The sequence below is a fragment of the Pseudoalteromonas sp. Angola-30 genome, assembly GCF_028599215.1.
Lineage (GTDB): Bacteria > Pseudomonadota > Gammaproteobacteria > Enterobacterales > Alteromonadaceae > Pseudoalteromonas > Pseudoalteromonas atlantica.
In genome coordinates this window covers 172,243-186,640 of record NZ_JAQREI010000003.1, presented here as the reverse complement: position 1 = coordinate 186,640, position 14,398 = coordinate 172,243, and the positions used below count along the sequence as shown (strand labels likewise).

Here is a 14,398-nt window from a genome sequence, read left to right as displayed (position 1 = left end):
GTATAATTTAGTTATGCGAACTTATTGGCTTGGGCAATAAGTTTTGGGCATAAAAAAAGACGCCTAATAGCATCTTTCCTCTGGAGGGGCATTATATTACATATTTGTGAAGAAATGTATAAAAATTTTCATTTAATAAACATACAGGTACAAATTAATTATAACTTTTGATTATTGTTGGATAACCTACACAAAAAAATGGGCCTTTTGCTAAAAAGTAATCACGTTATACACACTCTAATTTTGTGCACCTTTTATGTTTACATATAAGAGAACCATTATTCCATAAAGCACATTAATTAAAGCTTCGTATAGCTTATCGAACTATGCACTATGATTGATATTAACCAAAAATAGCAATATAGTATTACTATTGCATCTACGGACAGAAATTATGGATATTAAAAATACTCCAATACGCTATATAAAGTGCTTTAATAGTCCAGACTATACTTCACTTTTCTGTGTAGCAGCTAACTACAACATTTTATTAGTTAATTACCAAGCACTTAATGTAATCACAACTTATGAACTTATCAATAAGTTTATGCAAGATAACGGTTATAAAAGCTTAGTTATTTTTGATGTTCCAAAAAATAGTGACGTATTAGCTTTAAAAGAATGGCCTAATTTAAAGGGACTTTTTTACGAAAGTTCAGATGACTCCCTTTTTCAACAAGGCCTTGAAGCTATTGAACAAGGTAAGCTCTGGTTTCCCCGTGATGTCACTGACAGCTGGATGAGACAAATGTTAGCCACTGAACAGCAAACCACCCTGCAATCAAGTAACCTTACTTGTAAAGAAATTAAAGTATTAAACTTGCTTTTCTCCGGTCTACACTCCAGTGCTATTGCAGATAGCTTATTTATAAGTGAAGCCACTGTCAGAGTGCATTTACATAAAATTTATCAAAAAATATCTGTAAAAAACAAACAACAAGCATTGCTTTGGTGCCAAAAAAACTTAAGTAAAGTTAATAATTAAGTGGGCTTATTTGAAAACGAATAACATCTGAATACTCTCCAGCGGCTTGACGTGTGAAGTCCTCCAATTGAATGCTAAGCGGAATGTAAAACTCAGTCTGGCCAGAATACGAAAAGTTTAGACTTGAAGCTTTTACTAAGTTAATTTCTTCTGAGCCTAACTGCAATGTATAGCTAATACCATATTTATTACTAAAAATAGAGTGTAATAAACGACTTTTATTCTCTGAGGTTACATTAAGTTGAACATCCGTATTAGTCACTATTTGTAAGCTAGGTAACATGGTGTATTTTTCTGCTGGCTTCAATTCTCCCAAATAAACAGTATTAGAAAAAGTGTTATAACCTAATAAAGATAAACTAGTTCGGGGTTGAATATTAGTTTCAATCTCGATTTCTATTTCATCTACGGTTTGCTTATTTTCATCATAGAGTCTCAACTCAAGCCTATCAGTGTAATACCCTGCTTTTACTGGCGTCCCTGCGGGGATCACTAGCCTGATATCTACTTTGCTATTGTTAAGCTTAACCTGATTGATGCTCCTACTTAACAACTGATTTTCTAGACGAATTTGATAGTCAATAAATTGAGAGTTACTTTTAAGGTATCCTTGGTTTTGCGAAGAAAGACTAAAATACAAAGTACAATCCGACGTATTTATTGTGTCTACTCGAATTGTCTTCTCAGCATCGACTTGTGATTTCACGTGATAAAATGACAGGTCATCAAACAAATATTCAATTTCCCCAATACTTGCATCACACTGAGCATTAACTCTATATGCCATAGTTAGTAAAAATATACTTATTGCTAAATACACAATTTTAATGAACATAAATAACCCCTTTTCGTTGAAGTTGCTCTGCATCACGAACCTCTATTAAAAATGTAGTACTATCTTTATTTTGTAAGGTCACTTTATACTGACAAGGAGCAAGGCCCGTTATTGCAAAGCGGCCCCGCTTATTTGTGAAGAATGTATACTCTTTGGCCGATGCTTTATCTTGACAAATAGCCTTTCCAACCATTAAGGCTAAGGGGCTCTCGTCCTTACTTCGAAGAGTTGCAATAACAGAAATATTTGCTGCAGTCCCAATTATTGCCTTATGTCCAGTTTTGTATTTAGGGTAAAAGCTAAGCATGCCAGAGCCCATATCATAGCCAGGGGCTAGATCATCAATATCAACAGGAATGTTGATATTGTCATAAGAGCTCAAATCATTAAGTAATATAGTTTTGAAATCTCTATTATCAGCTCTATAGTCATTTTCAACTCGGCCTAATGTAATCACTTTATTTTCTAAACTTTTGTGGGCGTTAACCAAAGCAAAGCTATCGTATATTGGCTTTCCAAATGCCCATGCATCATCTGCAAAAGCTATGCTAGATGAGAGGCTTACACGACTTTGATGATAAGCAGAACGAGCATTTAAATCTTTATAAAAACTTGCATGTTCAAGGTTAGCAGCAAAACGGTTTGCGTTATATTGCATGTTTAAATCAAAGATAGTTTTATTTAATTCGTTGCTCTCTAAACCAGCTCGAAAGTTCAAAGCACCGACAAAACGCTGATTACTGTCTTGGGTAAATTCTAGTCTCGTTTTATCACGTCTAGACTGGTGGGATAGTTTAACTCTATGCTGGTTATTAAATTTATAGGTAAATGATAAATTTATACCCCACTCTCGCTCACCTTTTAACTCATCCCATTGCGCCCCTGCAGTATATCTCCACTGACTATTTACCAAGTCGCCTGAGAAATTGACTCCCAGCGATTTATCAAATTGAACACTTTGATGATCTCGGGAAATATTTGTAAAAAAAGAGGCTAATGTTCTATCGTTAACATAATAACTATAACTCGCCTGTGCATAGTGTTCTCTATAGCGGTTATTAAACGTATCTTGAGACCGATAACCTAAAGCTGTAAAGTCTTTTGAACTGTATTCATAACCGAGCGTTAGCTCACTTCCTAAGTTGCTCATATTATAGCTACTATAAACAGTACGGTAAGCGTATCCTTGGCGTTCCGCGAAGCTAAATGCGCCCTCAAATGCCAGTTGGCCTATTTGAGCTGCATAGATTTGTTTAAAGCCAATTTGCTGAGCGTATTTATCTCCCTGCGCTGTAACCCCTGCAGTCCAACTTGGGGTCAGGCCATAATCCAGATAGGCACTGAGGAAGGGAGAATCTGGTTCATACTCGAGTTTATCGCCAGCCTCAGCAGGAACGCCTAAGTGAATTTCATATTCAAGCTGCCCTTGTGCAAATAGATCTAAGCCAGTTGCAACATCAAAGTTTACATAGCGCACAACGCCAGCTATATCAGTAATTTTTAGAGAGATATTATTGCTGCCTTCGCTCAAAGGTATGTCATCTAAAGAATAAATACCCGCAACCAAATTAAGGCGCTGAATAATTCGTTCATCGACATATACCTCTACACTTGAAGGGCTTTGAAGAGTAAAGCTACGTGAAGCAGTTGGCCTTATGGGCCTGTCTGATAATAGAGAAAAATCATGTGCTATTGAAAAGCCTAACAAACGAGAAGAGTTCTGGAAGTAGCCACCAGAGCTAAAATTGTCTCCAAGAGAAAGACGCATACCTAAATTTGGTAAATCATGAATAAGCCGAGTTCCTCGCCGCTTAAAACTTGATGAGGCTGGCTGCGATATTTTATTATATTCGAATTCATTTTCTACCACCCAGCCTTGCCAACTCGCTACAATTTCGGATCGTAATGCGTATTGCTCTTGAACTTGCTGTTGCTCCTTATCATCTTGGTGAACGTAGCTTGCATATGCGTTAACAAACCCACTCGCATTGGCTGGTTCAATAGCTTTCAACCTTTTCCTTTGCATTTGCGCACTTAATTTTTGCGGGCGGGTTAATTCTACGGGAACAACAACGTCCAAACTAAAATCACTCATATCAAACACAACACTAAAACCTAGCTCCCTTAATGAAGTTACCGCTAAAGTATTGCCTTTTAATACCTTAAATAGCTCCCTCTCTTTTTCTTCAAGTAAAATTTCGCGAAGGTGTGGCTCTAATTCGTCCCACTTTAAAAAAAGGGCATCATTTTTATCAACTTTAAGGGAGACTTGACCTATAGGGCTTTTATTTAATTGAACTGACACATTAAGTTCAATTGTCCTACTAGAAGGGTTTATTTTTGCTAACACGCTAAGTGGTAAAAAAAATACAGCAAAGAGGAACACTGCTAAAGTTTTCATTGCACCAGATCTAAACTTAAATACTCTACCTCACGGCTTTCAATATGTTCAGGTAGCTTAACTTTTATGGTCTGTGTGGCATAAGGCGCAAAAAAAACATCGTACCCCTTCTCCAATAAAGCTTGTTTTTCAAAAGTAGTTACAACGGATTTATTTGTAGTTACTTTAATTTTATAGTCACTGAGCCGCGCAGCCCCCTCTCCTTCATTTTTGACTTGGGCTAAAACCTCCCCACTTTCTATTCTAGAAGTCAGTATTTTTAAGTTAGGTAAATATATATCCCTGTCTACGTGAACAACTAAATTTACATTCATTAATATTTTTAGTTGCGAGGTACCACTTCCGATATTAGAAGCTAACGGCTGCTCTATTAAACTGACCTGATAACTCTTATCCTGCTGTGGGAGCCTCTGTCCAATCCATCTAAATTGAATCCTCTGACCTTGCCCTTCTTGTAAAAATAGTGAGGGAGGAAATACCCATAATGGAGAATCTTCCAGCTTAATTAAAGAAGGACTCGGTGTAGAAAAATCGATTTCATATATTTCAATGTCAAATGCAATCTCTCTAGGCAGTTGATTGAAAATTAGACTGGAAGGTATTTTTGAAGGCTTCTCCGGAGATAATGTAATCACCATAGGTGTTACTTCCAGAGCCTCTGCCGATATAGAAATACTACATATTAGTATCATTAAAGATCGGGAGAGCCACTGAACACAAAACATTAGAATATAACCTCTAACTCACTATCAGCAGCTTGAAACTCTTTTGGTATTGAAATTGAAATATTGCTTTTTGAATTTGGAAGTAAAATTTTACCTGATAGGGCTCTACTCAGATCCATTCCTTCTAAAGTTAATACTTTACCCTTAGATTTAATATTCCACTGACCTTTTGAAAGGCGTACATATTTGTTCCCTTGGTTTTCTAACGACACACCCCATTGATTTTCTGCTAATTGTTTTTTTTCTTTAATTATTAGGTTAGCTTTAGCATTATCGGGAACAACGTTAAATAGCGTTCTAAAACTAAGTGACATACCAACACCAGATTGGGCATTTTCGTTCAAGTTAACTGACACTTGTTCTACGGTGATTCGATAAGACTTAGAGTGGTTAATAATGGGCTCCCCAATATATCGAACGATTACCGATTGACTATTTCCCGGTGGGATAATCGTTGTCATAGGAATAATTAAGAAGTCTTCTTCGTTTACCTCTAAAGACTCAACGCCATTATCACTTATACTCATATTAAAAGCAGAAACATCAATAGTTAAGGGTTTATCCGATGGGTTTATTATTCGAAGTGTTTGCTGCGACTGACCACCTTGAGAGCTGAGATCGGCTACCATAGGTCTCACTTGAAAGGCATTGACTGAAAATGAAAGCAAACAAAATATAAAGATAAGTAAAATATGCATAGAATTCCCTCCTGAATAAAGGCAGTGCATAGTCACTGCCTTTTCTATTTAACTTTAGTTTGCTGTTACAGTTAGCATTAAAGTATCTGCATACGTACCTGCATATACAGGAGTCTGAGTAACTTCTAGGTCAATCATTCCTGTTACGCCTGTCGTTGCTAATGTGTTACTTCCACCATTGCTTTGAAAAGCACTCTGATCATTCGTTCCATCTTCAGCTGACAAAGTAAAGTCATAAGGACCTGCTGTTAAATGAGCAGTGTATCCTACACCTCTGTCTTCGTGATCAGCGTTTTGAAGGTGTCCCTCAGAAGTAGTTAAAGTAAGTGTTGCACCATCCACATCATTACATTTCAAGTCAAAATTAACTGTTTTTGTATTCCCCAACGCAAGAGCTGGAAAGTAGTGTGTTGTTGCAATATTGCTTACTTCACATACAGACTCAACGGCACCACCTACATTTAAGTTTTCTGCTAGTGCTGAACCTGAAGATAGTGCTGCGATTGCTGAAATTACGATTAGTTTATTCATTGTTATATTCCTTATCCATGTGACATATAGTTTGTTATGTTTAATAAATGTGCGTTTAAAGCACGCCACCCGATACTACTGATGGTGTCATTTCTATGCGGATCACATCCTGGTAGCTTCCTGCATATATCAAGGGTTCATCTAGAGTTAACTGAATCTCAGCAATGCTATCAAATAAAATATCATTAATATTAAAACTATATGTCGATTTGGTTGCCTGTGCCGATACAGACACATTATTGTTGGCACCTTCCAACTTCCAGTTAATATTATATGAACTTATTCTACTGCTTTGCTCATGACTCAAACCGCCATTAAGTGACTGCATTGATATTCGCATTGGCGAATTACAGTTTATCTCTAATGTTGTATTAACAACGCCATCAGAAGAAAACTCTAGGTTATTATTTTGTGAGGTAAATTCACACACCGGAGAAATATGCCCCACCAATGTAATACTTACTTCATCGTTACTATATGCATAGGATGCAAAGCAACATAATACTAACCATGCTAGCCTCTTCATCACTGTCACTTCCTTTGAACTACCTTGCTAATACAGTGGTAATGTTAAGCTAAAATTCAGGTTTAGAAAGTTGTTATTTGATTACAAAACAAAGGGTAAGACTAAATACACTGTAGCTAAGCATACCGTTTGGTATAAACATTTAAGTGACTCGTAATCGATAAAGGTAGCCTCTTTATTATTATCACTCTCTTAAAGTCCGCTTTAACGCTATGTTTAATGTTTATAAACAAGCAAAACATAAGATAAATAAGATATAAACAACCAATTAAACAGCAATTACTATTTTATAAATTATTAGATAAACAACTTTAATAAATTTAAATAATTTTTAACTTTAATTAAATCAACAACTTTGATTACAAAAAACTCAAAAATTAACAATTGTAAACTTTAATATAAACTAAATGCTGACTTCTTTTTTAGTAACTAGCTAAAATTATTAGATAAAAATTAAAATCACTTCTATAATCCCCATGAAATCAACATCTAAATAACAAATAGGAAATACATATGAAAAAGCTATCTGTAGCAGTAGCAATATGTGCCGCACTTGCATCTAGTTACACGAGTGCTGAAGTTCGTATAAATGGCTTTGCATCTATAGTGGGTGGCAAAAGTCTAGACAGTGATCAAACTTTATACGGATATGATGACGATATCTCATTTAAAAATGAGAGTGTATTTGCATTACAACTATCTGCCGATCTTCAGGAAAAGCTCAGCGCAACAGCGCAAATTGTGGCTCGCGGCGAGAATGACTTTGATGCAGATTTTGAATGGGCGTATTTAACTTATGAGTTTAGTGATGAGTTACAACTCAGCGCTGGTAAAATGCGTGCGCCATTTTACAAATACTCTGACTTTCTAGATGTAGGTTACACTTACCGCTGGGTTCGCCCTCCTCAATCGGTTTACAATTTACCATTTTCTACTTACGAAGGATTGAGCTTACTATATACATCACAAATCGGTGATTGGGACTCAAGTCTTCAAGTCATATATGGTAGCTTTGAAGATAATATCGCAGTAGTGTCGGTCAATGGTGAAACTGAGCTTAATGATATCGCTGGTCTTAATTGGTCACTTAGTTACGATTGGTTTAGCGCACGTGTTGCCTATTTTGTGGCAGAGACCACCATTGACATTGAAAATGATACAGATGCTGGTATCGCCCTTAATGGCTTAGAGGCAGCTCTTCGCAGCTCGGGTTTCACTGATCAAGCTGATAGCATTGCTGTAAATGAAGACGATGGGGCATTTTTCGCACTTGGCTTTTCAATTGACTACAACAATATTTTATTTGATGCAGAGTATACTCAGTTTGAAGTCGATAACAGCGCTTTAGCTGAGCAAACTCAATACTATACCTCTTTAGGCTATCGTATGGATGAGTGGCTTGTTCACGTTACCTATGAAAACAACGATGATAAACACGATAACAACCGTTATGATTCACTTACAGCTGTGCCGCAATTAAATGCAGGTATAAATTCAGCATTAGAAGGCTCTAAAGCAAAAAGTAATGTTTACACCATCGGCGCCCGTTATGACTTCCACCCGTCAGCCGCATTTAAAATCGACTTTAGTCGCTTAGATAACGACATAACAAACATTGAAACTGATGTAGTAGCTGTCGGCGTTGACTTAGTATTCTAATTGGAGCGAAATATGAAAAAATTAATCCTAGCCAGTGTACTGTCGGTATGTGCGTTTAGCGCCTATGCTGAAGTTGCGGTAATAGTAAACCCTGGCAATGCAAGTGCACTTGATGCCGATACTATTAAAAAGATTTACCTAGGAAAAGCAAAATCATTTGCTAACGGTAATAAAGTGAACCCAGCCACTCAAAATGGTACAGCTGTTGCTGATGAATTCAATTCTAAAGTAGTTGGTAAATCAAGTAGCCAATTAAATGCCTATTGGTCAAAACTTGTTTTTACCGGTAAAGGTACACCACCAGAGAAATTTGATTCTGACCAAGCTGTTATTGATTTTGTTGCTAGTAATGGCGACTCAATTGGTTACATAGACAGCAGTAAGGCAACAGATAAAGTTAAGGTAGTTGCTACGTTTTAAGCGCGATAGCTAGATATAAAAAAACCACCGATTAGGTGGTTTTTTTATATCTAAATATTACGGCTTTATAGTAATACCCTTAAATAAATAAGCAATTGAGAGGCAGACAAAGTGTGTAGATAGCTAGGCAAAAAAACGTTATTTAGTTGCTCTAAATAACGTTTTTTTGAATGCAGCTATCACTTGGCTTAGCCTCTAAAATGCCTAAGTATTATTGCAAGTTAATATTACTCAATTTTAAACTTCGCAGTGGCATCTAAAAGGTTATCTGAAAGGTAGTGTAGGTTTTTCGCTACATCCCTCACCGCCGCGAGTGAGTCCATGGTGTCTTCAAACGATTCATGCATATTCGTCACATTTTCTACAACCATCGCAGCAACCGATGTTTGCTCTTCTGTTGCAGCGGCGATTTGTGAGTTCATACCATTTATTTCTAGCATTTGCTCTGCAATTTTTTCTATCGAAACGCCAGTTTTCTCTGCTGCTGTTGCGTTATCTGTGGCCATATCTCGCGCTGATGTCATCGCCGTCACAGACTCATTTGCAGCCTCAGTCAAGGTGCTAAGTAACTCACGAATTTCATTCGTTGAATGTGCTGTACGTGATGCAAGCTCTCTTACTTCATCCGCAACCACGGCAAAGCCTCTACCATGCTCACCTGCACGAGCCGCTTCTATAGCAGCATTTAGTGCTAATAAATTAGTTTGTTCAGCAATAGATGTAATCACATTAAGAATTTGAGACACATTTTTTGTATCATCAGCTAACTTATTGATAGTTGAGGCGGCTTGATTTATTTCATCACTTAACGTACGCGAGGCGGTGACTGACATTTGAACTTGAGTTCTGCTTTGTTCTACCTCTTTTTCTGCTGTTTGCGCTGCATTTGATGCACTTGCCGCCGATTGAGAAATATCACCCACGCTTTGCTTCATCTCTTCCATAGACTGTTTAACCACCTCAGCCTCTGTTGTTTGCTTTGTGGTTGCGCGTTCAGCCTGCTCCATACCTTGCACTAAGCGAGTTGAGTTCTCCATTAGTGGCTCACATACCGCGATTACTTCAAGTACTGTTTTTTTCAGCAAAGCGATGAAAGAGTTGAAGTTAATTGATACTTGACCAATTTCATCCTCTGAATTTACGCTCAGATTAGTGCTCAGCGACCCTTTACCGTTTGCGAGTAGACTCAGGTTATTAGCGGCATCACTTGCAGAGGCAGCAATACGTTTAGCAATCCAAATAGCCATAAATAGCAGTAAAATTAACGAAACAATAGATACCACCAACATAAGTGTTAGTGCATGATCAGAACGCTCTTTAGTACTTGCAACTAACTCAAAAAAGCGATCGTCTGCTTTTGCTTGAGCGGTTTTAAACTTTTCAAGCACATCATTATACAGTGCTGTTTTTCTTTGTGCTTGTTGCTGAATTTTACTAAAGTCAGCTGTTCCATTTACCATGCCATTGGCAATACTCGCTGATATTTTTTCGTAATTTGCTAACTGAACTTTCGTGTCACTATGAATATACGAAGCGTTTATTTGCTCAACCGCATTTATGTTGTTGCTTAGTGCATTGTATGTATCAGCTGCTTTCTCTACTAACTCCTGCTCTCCAAATGTAACTGCTTGCGTATAAAGCTCATCGAGCTTTTCTAAAAGACTTACATTTGCTGATGTTAACTTAACAACCTGATATGAAGACTTTTCCATTTCATCAAGTGCGATTCTATTGTCATTCATTGCAAAGTAATTAATCAAAACGATTGCTAAAAATGCTACAACCGCAATGCTGGTAATCGCATGTATTTTTTTACTTATGCTGAGGTTTTGAAAAGAGAAGCCTGAAGCCATTGTGTATACCTTATTTTGTTGTCTATATCTATTATCGGCTTATTACCTATAAGTGTTAACTAAATTTGTAATATTTCTAGTTTTTTTTACAAATACAGCGAGTTTTAAACAACTAATAAACGCAAAAAGGATTGAACGATTAATAAGTGAGCAAATTGAAAATTTCCCATAAAAAAACCAGTAACATTGCTGCTACTGGTTTTATAATTTGGTGCGGATGGGGGGACTTGAACCCCCACGCCCGAAAGCACTACCCCCTCAAGGTAGCGTGTCTACCAATTCCACCACATCCGCATTTTTAAGCTTTCGCTTTGGTGTTAAACTTATTGACTTACTTGAGGAGTATAAGTCGTTTAACGTTAGCTTTACGCTAAATTAGTTTGGTACGTCAGAGCTCTGCTGTTGAGTAACAGGTACGTCTTCTTCTGCTGGCGCTACAGTTTCGACTGCAGGTGCTGCTCCAAGGTTTTCCCACTCATCGGTCTTTTTAATTTGACCGGCAGTTAAGTTACCTAACACAATACTTAAAACAAAAAACACTGTTGCTAAGCTTGTTGTTGTTTTGGTCATGAAGTTACCTGCACCTGATGAGCCAAAAACTGTGCCCGAAGCACCGGCGCCAAATGAAGAACCCATGTCTGCGCCTTTACCTTGCTGGATTAAAACCATACCAACTAAAGCTAAAGCAACAACTAAATAAACTACTAATAAAATTTCGTACATCTTATACGGTCCCTTTTGCACTGTTACAGATTGCAGTGAACGAATCTGCTTTTAGACTAGCACCGCCAATAAGGCCGCCGTCTATATCTGGTTGTGCAAATAATAATTCGCTATTTTTTTCGTTAACGCTACCACCATATAAGATGGTAAGCCCTTGTGCTAAATCGCTATCTAATGAAGCAATTTTGTCACGGATAAATTTATGAACAGCTTGTGCCTGTTCTGGCGATGCAGTCTTACCTGTGCCTATGGCCCAAACGGGCTCGTATGCTATCACAGAATCTTTCAGTGCTGCTACACCTAATTTCCCAATTACTGCATCAATTTGTGCAGCAACCACGTGTTCGGTTTGACCGTTTTCTTGTTCGCTCTCGCTTTCACCAATACACAAGATAGGTGTTAGTCCCACTTGCTGTGCACGGGCAAATTTTGCGGCTACGGTTGCATTGCTTTCTTTGTAAATACTGCGTCGCTCTGAATGACCTACGAGTACATACTTAGCACCTAAATCTTTAATAAGCTGAGCATCCACTTCACCGGTAAAGGCGCCTGGGGTATTTTCACTGAGCGTTTGGGTACCCGTGGTAACACCACTGTCAACCACTGCTGATACTAATGGAAATGGAGGAAATAAAACAATGTCTATCTCATTTGATTTAACACTGTTAATGGCATCAGACAGTTGAGTGACAAGCCCTAAAGAGCCATTCATTTTCCAGTTGCCTGCGACCATTGCCTTACGTATTGCCATTTTCCACTCCAGATTAGAAAGCGGGCGAGATATTAACTTTTCTCGCCCTAAGTTACAAGAGGTTATTGTTCTCAATCAGTTTATTTGCTCATAGATTCGACAACTGCTGCAATTTTTTGCGCACTGTCTATGACTATTTTTTCTTGTTCGGCTTCAACCATAACACGTACTACCGGTTCAGTGCCTGATTTACGAAGTAAAACACGGCCTTTTTCGCCTAAAGCTTGCTCTACTTGCACAACCGCATCTTGTACTTCTGGTGCTTGTGTAGGGTCTGTGCCAGGTGTGTAACGTACATTAATCATTTTCATTGGGTACTTTGTAAAACCAGCCCCTAAATCTTGTAATGTACGATTTTGAGCCACCATTGCAGCCAATACCTGAAGGCTTGAAATGATACCATCGCCCGTGGTGATTAAATCAAGGTTTAATACATGGCCTGAGCTTTCACCGCCAATTCTCCACCCTTTTTGCTGCAGCATTTCCATTACATAACGGTCGCCAACTTTACTGCGCGCAAATTCAATTCCTTTTGCTTTTAATGCATTTTCAAGCCCCATGTTCGACATAACCGTGCCAACAACACCACCACCTAGCATATGATCTTCAGCCGCTTGACAGGCAATAATGTAAACTAAGTCATCACCGTCAAATACGCGACCGTTGTGATCAACCATCATTACGCGATCACCATCACCATCGTAAGCAATACCCACATCAGCTTTGTGCTCTAGCACTTTGCGCTTTAACGTATCAACGTGTGTAGCACCACATTCATGGTTTATATTCACCCCATTAGGCTCACATGCATGAGTAATCACTTCAGCGCCTAGCTCACGCATTACCGACGGAGCAATATGGTAGGTTGCGCCATTGGCACAATCTAGTACAACTTTTAAACCTTCAAGTGATAAGCCTTGTGGAAATTGGCTTTTACAAAATTCAATATAGCGCCCATCAGCACTTACTAAGCGCGAGGCTTTACCAAGTTTATCTGAGGCAACACAGGTCATTGGTTCATCAAGCATCGCTTCAATTTGTAGCTCAACGTCGTCATCCAATTTTAAGCCTTGGCCATTAAAAAACTTAATCCCGTTATCGTAATATGGGTTATGTGATGCACTAATTACAATACCTGCTTCGGCTCTAAACGTTTGCGCTAAATATGCAACAGCGGGCGTTGGCATTGGCCCAAGCAGTACGACATCTATCCCTGCGGCAATTAAACCAGCTTCAAGCGCGGTTTCTAGCATGTAACCTGAAATACGGGTATCTTTACCTATAATTACTTTTTTTGTTCCACTTAGAGACAAAACTCGACCTGCGGCCCAGCCTAATTTCATTGCAAACTCAGGGTTAATTGGAGCTGTGCCCACTAAACCACGTACCCCATCGGTACCAAAATATTTTCTTTCGCTCATTATAAAGCTCCTTTTTCGCAAGCTTGGAGTACACCAAGCACATCTGCTGTTTCTTTTACATCGTGTACACGAATAATTTTTGCGCCATTTTGCGCGGCAATTAGCGCACCGGCTAAGCTGCCCGCTAATCGCTCATCTGTTTTTCTGTTTAGCAAATTACCTATCATCGACTTGCGTGAAAGACCTGCTAAAAGCGGTAGTTCAAATTTATTAAATGCATTAAATTTAGCAAGTATTTCAAAATTATGCTCTAGGGTTTTGCCAAAGCCAAAACCTGGGTCGAGGATAAGTTGCTCCACCTTAATACCCGCTGTTTCGCATGCGCTTATGCGCTGCTCAAAAAAGAGGTTAATTTGCGCTAGCAAGTCAGTATAAGTGGGTTCACTTTGCATTGTCCGTGGCTGCCCTTGCATATGCATCAAACAAATTGCTACATCGGGATACTTAGCGAGTGTGCTAAGGGCGTGGGGCTCTTGTAATGCACGTACGTCGTTAACTATATCAGCACCTGCTAAAATCGCCTGCTCCATGACCTGCGCTTTACTGGTATCTACCGATATAACGCAGTCACTTTTAGCTCTAATTGCTTTTATTGCAGGTATCACACGATTAAGTTCATCGTCTAAATCAACATCTGGCGCGCCTGGGCGTGTAGACTCCCCGCCAATATCAATGATAGTTGCACCCTCGTCTAGCAACTGCATTGCCTGTTGCACCGCGTGCGCTGTATATAAAAACTTTCCACCATCAGAAAATGAATCTGGGGTCACATTTAAAATACCCATCACACACGGTTTTTCTAAATTAAGTTTACGCCCACGGGGAAGGTTTATTATGTTAGTCATCGCCAACCTTTTAGTTATTTGATAC

14 protein-coding genes and 1 tRNA gene are annotated in these 14,398 nt (G+C 38.5%); 3 read left to right on the top strand and 12 right to left on the bottom strand.

Annotated features, from left to right (window positions below; translation table 11 throughout):
* Positions 1 to 394: 394 nt before the first annotated feature.
* Positions 395 to 985 carry a LuxR C-terminal-related transcriptional regulator gene (locus PSH54_RS06175; RefSeq protein WP_273605720.1) on the top strand — a complete coding sequence of 197 codons (591 nt, stop codon included), beginning with the start codon at positions 395 to 397 and terminating at the stop codon, positions 983 to 985.
* On the opposite strand, the gene PSH54_RS06170 is transcribed toward PSH54_RS06175, so the two are convergent.
* The 6 genes from PSH54_RS06170 to PSH54_RS06145 all read right to left on the bottom strand — a co-directional run bounded on the left by PSH54_RS06170 (position 975) and on the right by PSH54_RS06145 (position 6,701).
* Complete coding sequence (locus PSH54_RS06170; protein ID WP_064386813.1) at positions 975 to 1,820, bottom strand: hypothetical protein; 846 nt, start codon at positions 1,818 to 1,820, stop codon at positions 975 to 977. The genes PSH54_RS06175 and PSH54_RS06170 overlap by 11 nt on opposite strands.
* Entirely contained in the window at positions 1,810 to 4,221 is a 2,412-nt protein-coding gene (locus tag PSH54_RS06165; RefSeq protein ID WP_273605719.1) for a fimbria/pilus outer membrane usher protein, read from the bottom strand. The genes PSH54_RS06170 and PSH54_RS06165 overlap by 11 nt, the downstream gene beginning before the upstream one ends.
* The gene (locus PSH54_RS06160) at positions 4,218 to 4,859 is read right to left on the bottom strand and encodes a hypothetical protein (protein ID WP_273605718.1); all 642 of its coding nucleotides are present in this window, start codon (positions 4,857 to 4,859) and stop codon (positions 4,218 to 4,220) included. The genes PSH54_RS06165 and PSH54_RS06160 overlap by 4 nt, the downstream gene beginning before the upstream one ends.
* Before the next feature lie 86 nt (positions 4,860 to 4,945).
* Positions 4,946 to 5,644 carry a molecular chaperone gene (locus tag PSH54_RS06155; protein ID WP_273605717.1) on the bottom strand — a complete coding sequence of 233 codons (699 nt, stop codon included), beginning with the start codon at positions 5,642 to 5,644 and terminating at the stop codon, positions 4,946 to 4,948.
* A gap of 54 nt (positions 5,645 to 5,698) precedes the next feature.
* Positions 5,699 to 6,175, bottom strand: a complete 477-nt coding sequence (locus PSH54_RS06150; protein ID WP_024031845.1) for a hypothetical protein — start codon at positions 6,173 to 6,175, stop codon at positions 5,699 to 5,701.
* Between the two features lie 55 nt (positions 6,176 to 6,230).
* Positions 6,231 to 6,701 (bottom strand): hypothetical protein, encoded by a 471-nt coding sequence (locus PSH54_RS06145; RefSeq protein WP_273605796.1) that lies wholly within the window; start codon positions 6,699 to 6,701, stop codon positions 6,231 to 6,233.
* 513 nt (positions 6,702 to 7,214) lie between these two features.
* Between PSH54_RS06145 and PSH54_RS06140 the strand changes: the two genes are divergently transcribed.
* Positions 7,215 to 8,360 carry a porin gene (locus PSH54_RS06140; RefSeq protein WP_273605716.1) on the top strand — a complete coding sequence of 382 codons (1,146 nt, stop codon included), beginning with the start codon at positions 7,215 to 7,217 and terminating at the stop codon, positions 8,358 to 8,360.
* A 12-nt stretch (positions 8,361 to 8,372) separates the two neighbouring features.
* Positions 8,373 to 8,780 carry a phosphate ABC transporter substrate-binding protein gene (locus tag PSH54_RS06135; protein ID WP_024031842.1) on the top strand — a complete coding sequence of 136 codons (408 nt, stop codon included), beginning with the start codon at positions 8,373 to 8,375 and terminating at the stop codon, positions 8,778 to 8,780.
* A gap of 227 nt (positions 8,781 to 9,007) precedes the next feature.
* On the opposite strand, the gene PSH54_RS06130 is transcribed toward PSH54_RS06135, so the two are convergent.
* The 6 genes from PSH54_RS06130 to folP form a co-directional block, all read right to left on the bottom strand.
* On the bottom strand, positions 9,008 to 10,633 hold the full coding sequence (locus PSH54_RS06130; protein ID WP_024031841.1) for a methyl-accepting chemotaxis protein: 1,626 nt from the start codon (positions 10,631 to 10,633) through the stop codon (positions 9,008 to 9,010).
* Between the two features lie 209 nt (positions 10,634 to 10,842).
* Positions 10,843 to 10,927 (bottom strand) — tRNA-Leu (locus PSH54_RS06125).
* 81 nt (positions 10,928 to 11,008) lie between these two features.
* On the bottom strand, positions 11,009 to 11,356 hold the full coding sequence (gene secG, locus PSH54_RS06120; RefSeq protein ID WP_273605715.1) for a preprotein translocase subunit SecG: 348 nt from the start codon (positions 11,354 to 11,356) through the stop codon (positions 11,009 to 11,011).
* 1 nt (position 11,357) lies between these two features.
* Positions 11,358 to 12,107, bottom strand: a complete 750-nt coding sequence (gene tpiA, locus PSH54_RS06115; protein WP_273605714.1) for a triose-phosphate isomerase — start codon at positions 12,105 to 12,107, stop codon at positions 11,358 to 11,360.
* Positions 12,108 to 12,187: 80 nt separating this feature from the next.
* Positions 12,188 to 13,528, bottom strand: coding sequence for a phosphoglucosamine mutase (gene glmM / locus PSH54_RS06110; protein ID WP_273605713.1), 1,341 nt, complete (start codon positions 13,526 to 13,528; stop codon positions 12,188 to 12,190).
* Positions 13,528 to 14,373 carry a dihydropteroate synthase gene (folP, locus tag PSH54_RS06105; RefSeq protein WP_273605712.1) on the bottom strand — a complete coding sequence of 282 codons (846 nt, stop codon included), beginning with the start codon at positions 14,371 to 14,373 and terminating at the stop codon, positions 13,528 to 13,530. The genes glmM and folP overlap by 1 nt, the downstream gene beginning before the upstream one ends.
* Between the last annotated feature and the right edge of the window lie 25 nt (positions 14,374 to 14,398).

What these genes read in the sequence shown, in the direction of transcription:
- PSH54_RS06165 (WP_273605719.1), bottom strand. Translation starts at nt 4,221, where the DNA reads ATGAAAACTTTAGCAGTGTTCCTCTTTGCTGTATTTTTTTTACCACTT.
- PSH54_RS06130 (WP_024031841.1), bottom strand. Translation starts at nt 10,633, where the DNA reads ATGGCTTCAGGCTTCTCTTTTCAAAACCTCAGCATAAGTAAAAAAATA.
- PSH54_RS06135 (WP_024031842.1), top strand. Translation starts at nt 8,373, where the DNA reads ATGAAAAAATTAATCCTAGCCAGTGTACTGTCGGTATGTGCGTTTAGC.
- PSH54_RS06175 (WP_273605720.1), top strand. Translation starts at nt 395, where the DNA reads ATGGATATTAAAAATACTCCAATACGCTATATAAAGTGCTTTAATAGT.
- glmM (WP_273605713.1), bottom strand. Translation starts at nt 13,528, where the DNA reads ATGAGCGAAAGAAAATATTTTGGTACCGATGGGGTACGTGGTTTAGTG.
- PSH54_RS06150 (WP_024031845.1), bottom strand. Translation starts at nt 6,175, where the DNA reads ATGAATAAACTAATCGTAATTTCAGCAATCGCAGCACTATCTTCAGGT.
- PSH54_RS06160 (WP_273605718.1), bottom strand. Translation starts at nt 4,859, where the DNA reads ATGGTGATTACATTATCTCCGGAGAAGCCTTCAAAAATACCTTCCAGT.
- PSH54_RS06155 (WP_273605717.1), bottom strand. Translation starts at nt 5,644, where the DNA reads ATGCATATTTTACTTATCTTTATATTTTGTTTGCTTTCATTTTCAGTC.
- secG (WP_273605715.1), bottom strand. Translation starts at nt 11,356, where the DNA reads ATGTACGAAATTTTATTAGTAGTTTATTTAGTTGTTGCTTTAGCTTTA.
- PSH54_RS06145 (WP_273605796.1), bottom strand. Translation starts at nt 6,701, where the DNA reads ATGAAGAGGCTAGCATGGTTAGTATTATGTTGCTTTGCATCCTATGCA.
- PSH54_RS06140 (WP_273605716.1), top strand. Translation starts at nt 7,215, where the DNA reads ATGAAAAAGCTATCTGTAGCAGTAGCAATATGTGCCGCACTTGCATCT.
- tpiA (WP_273605714.1), bottom strand. Translation starts at nt 12,107, where the DNA reads ATGGCAATACGTAAGGCAATGGTCGCAGGCAACTGGAAAATGAATGGC.
- folP (WP_273605712.1), bottom strand. Translation starts at nt 14,373, where the DNA reads ATGACTAACATAATAAACCTTCCCCGTGGGCGTAAACTTAATTTAGAA.
- PSH54_RS06170 (WP_064386813.1), bottom strand. Translation starts at nt 1,820, where the DNA reads ATGTTCATTAAAATTGTGTATTTAGCAATAAGTATATTTTTACTAACT.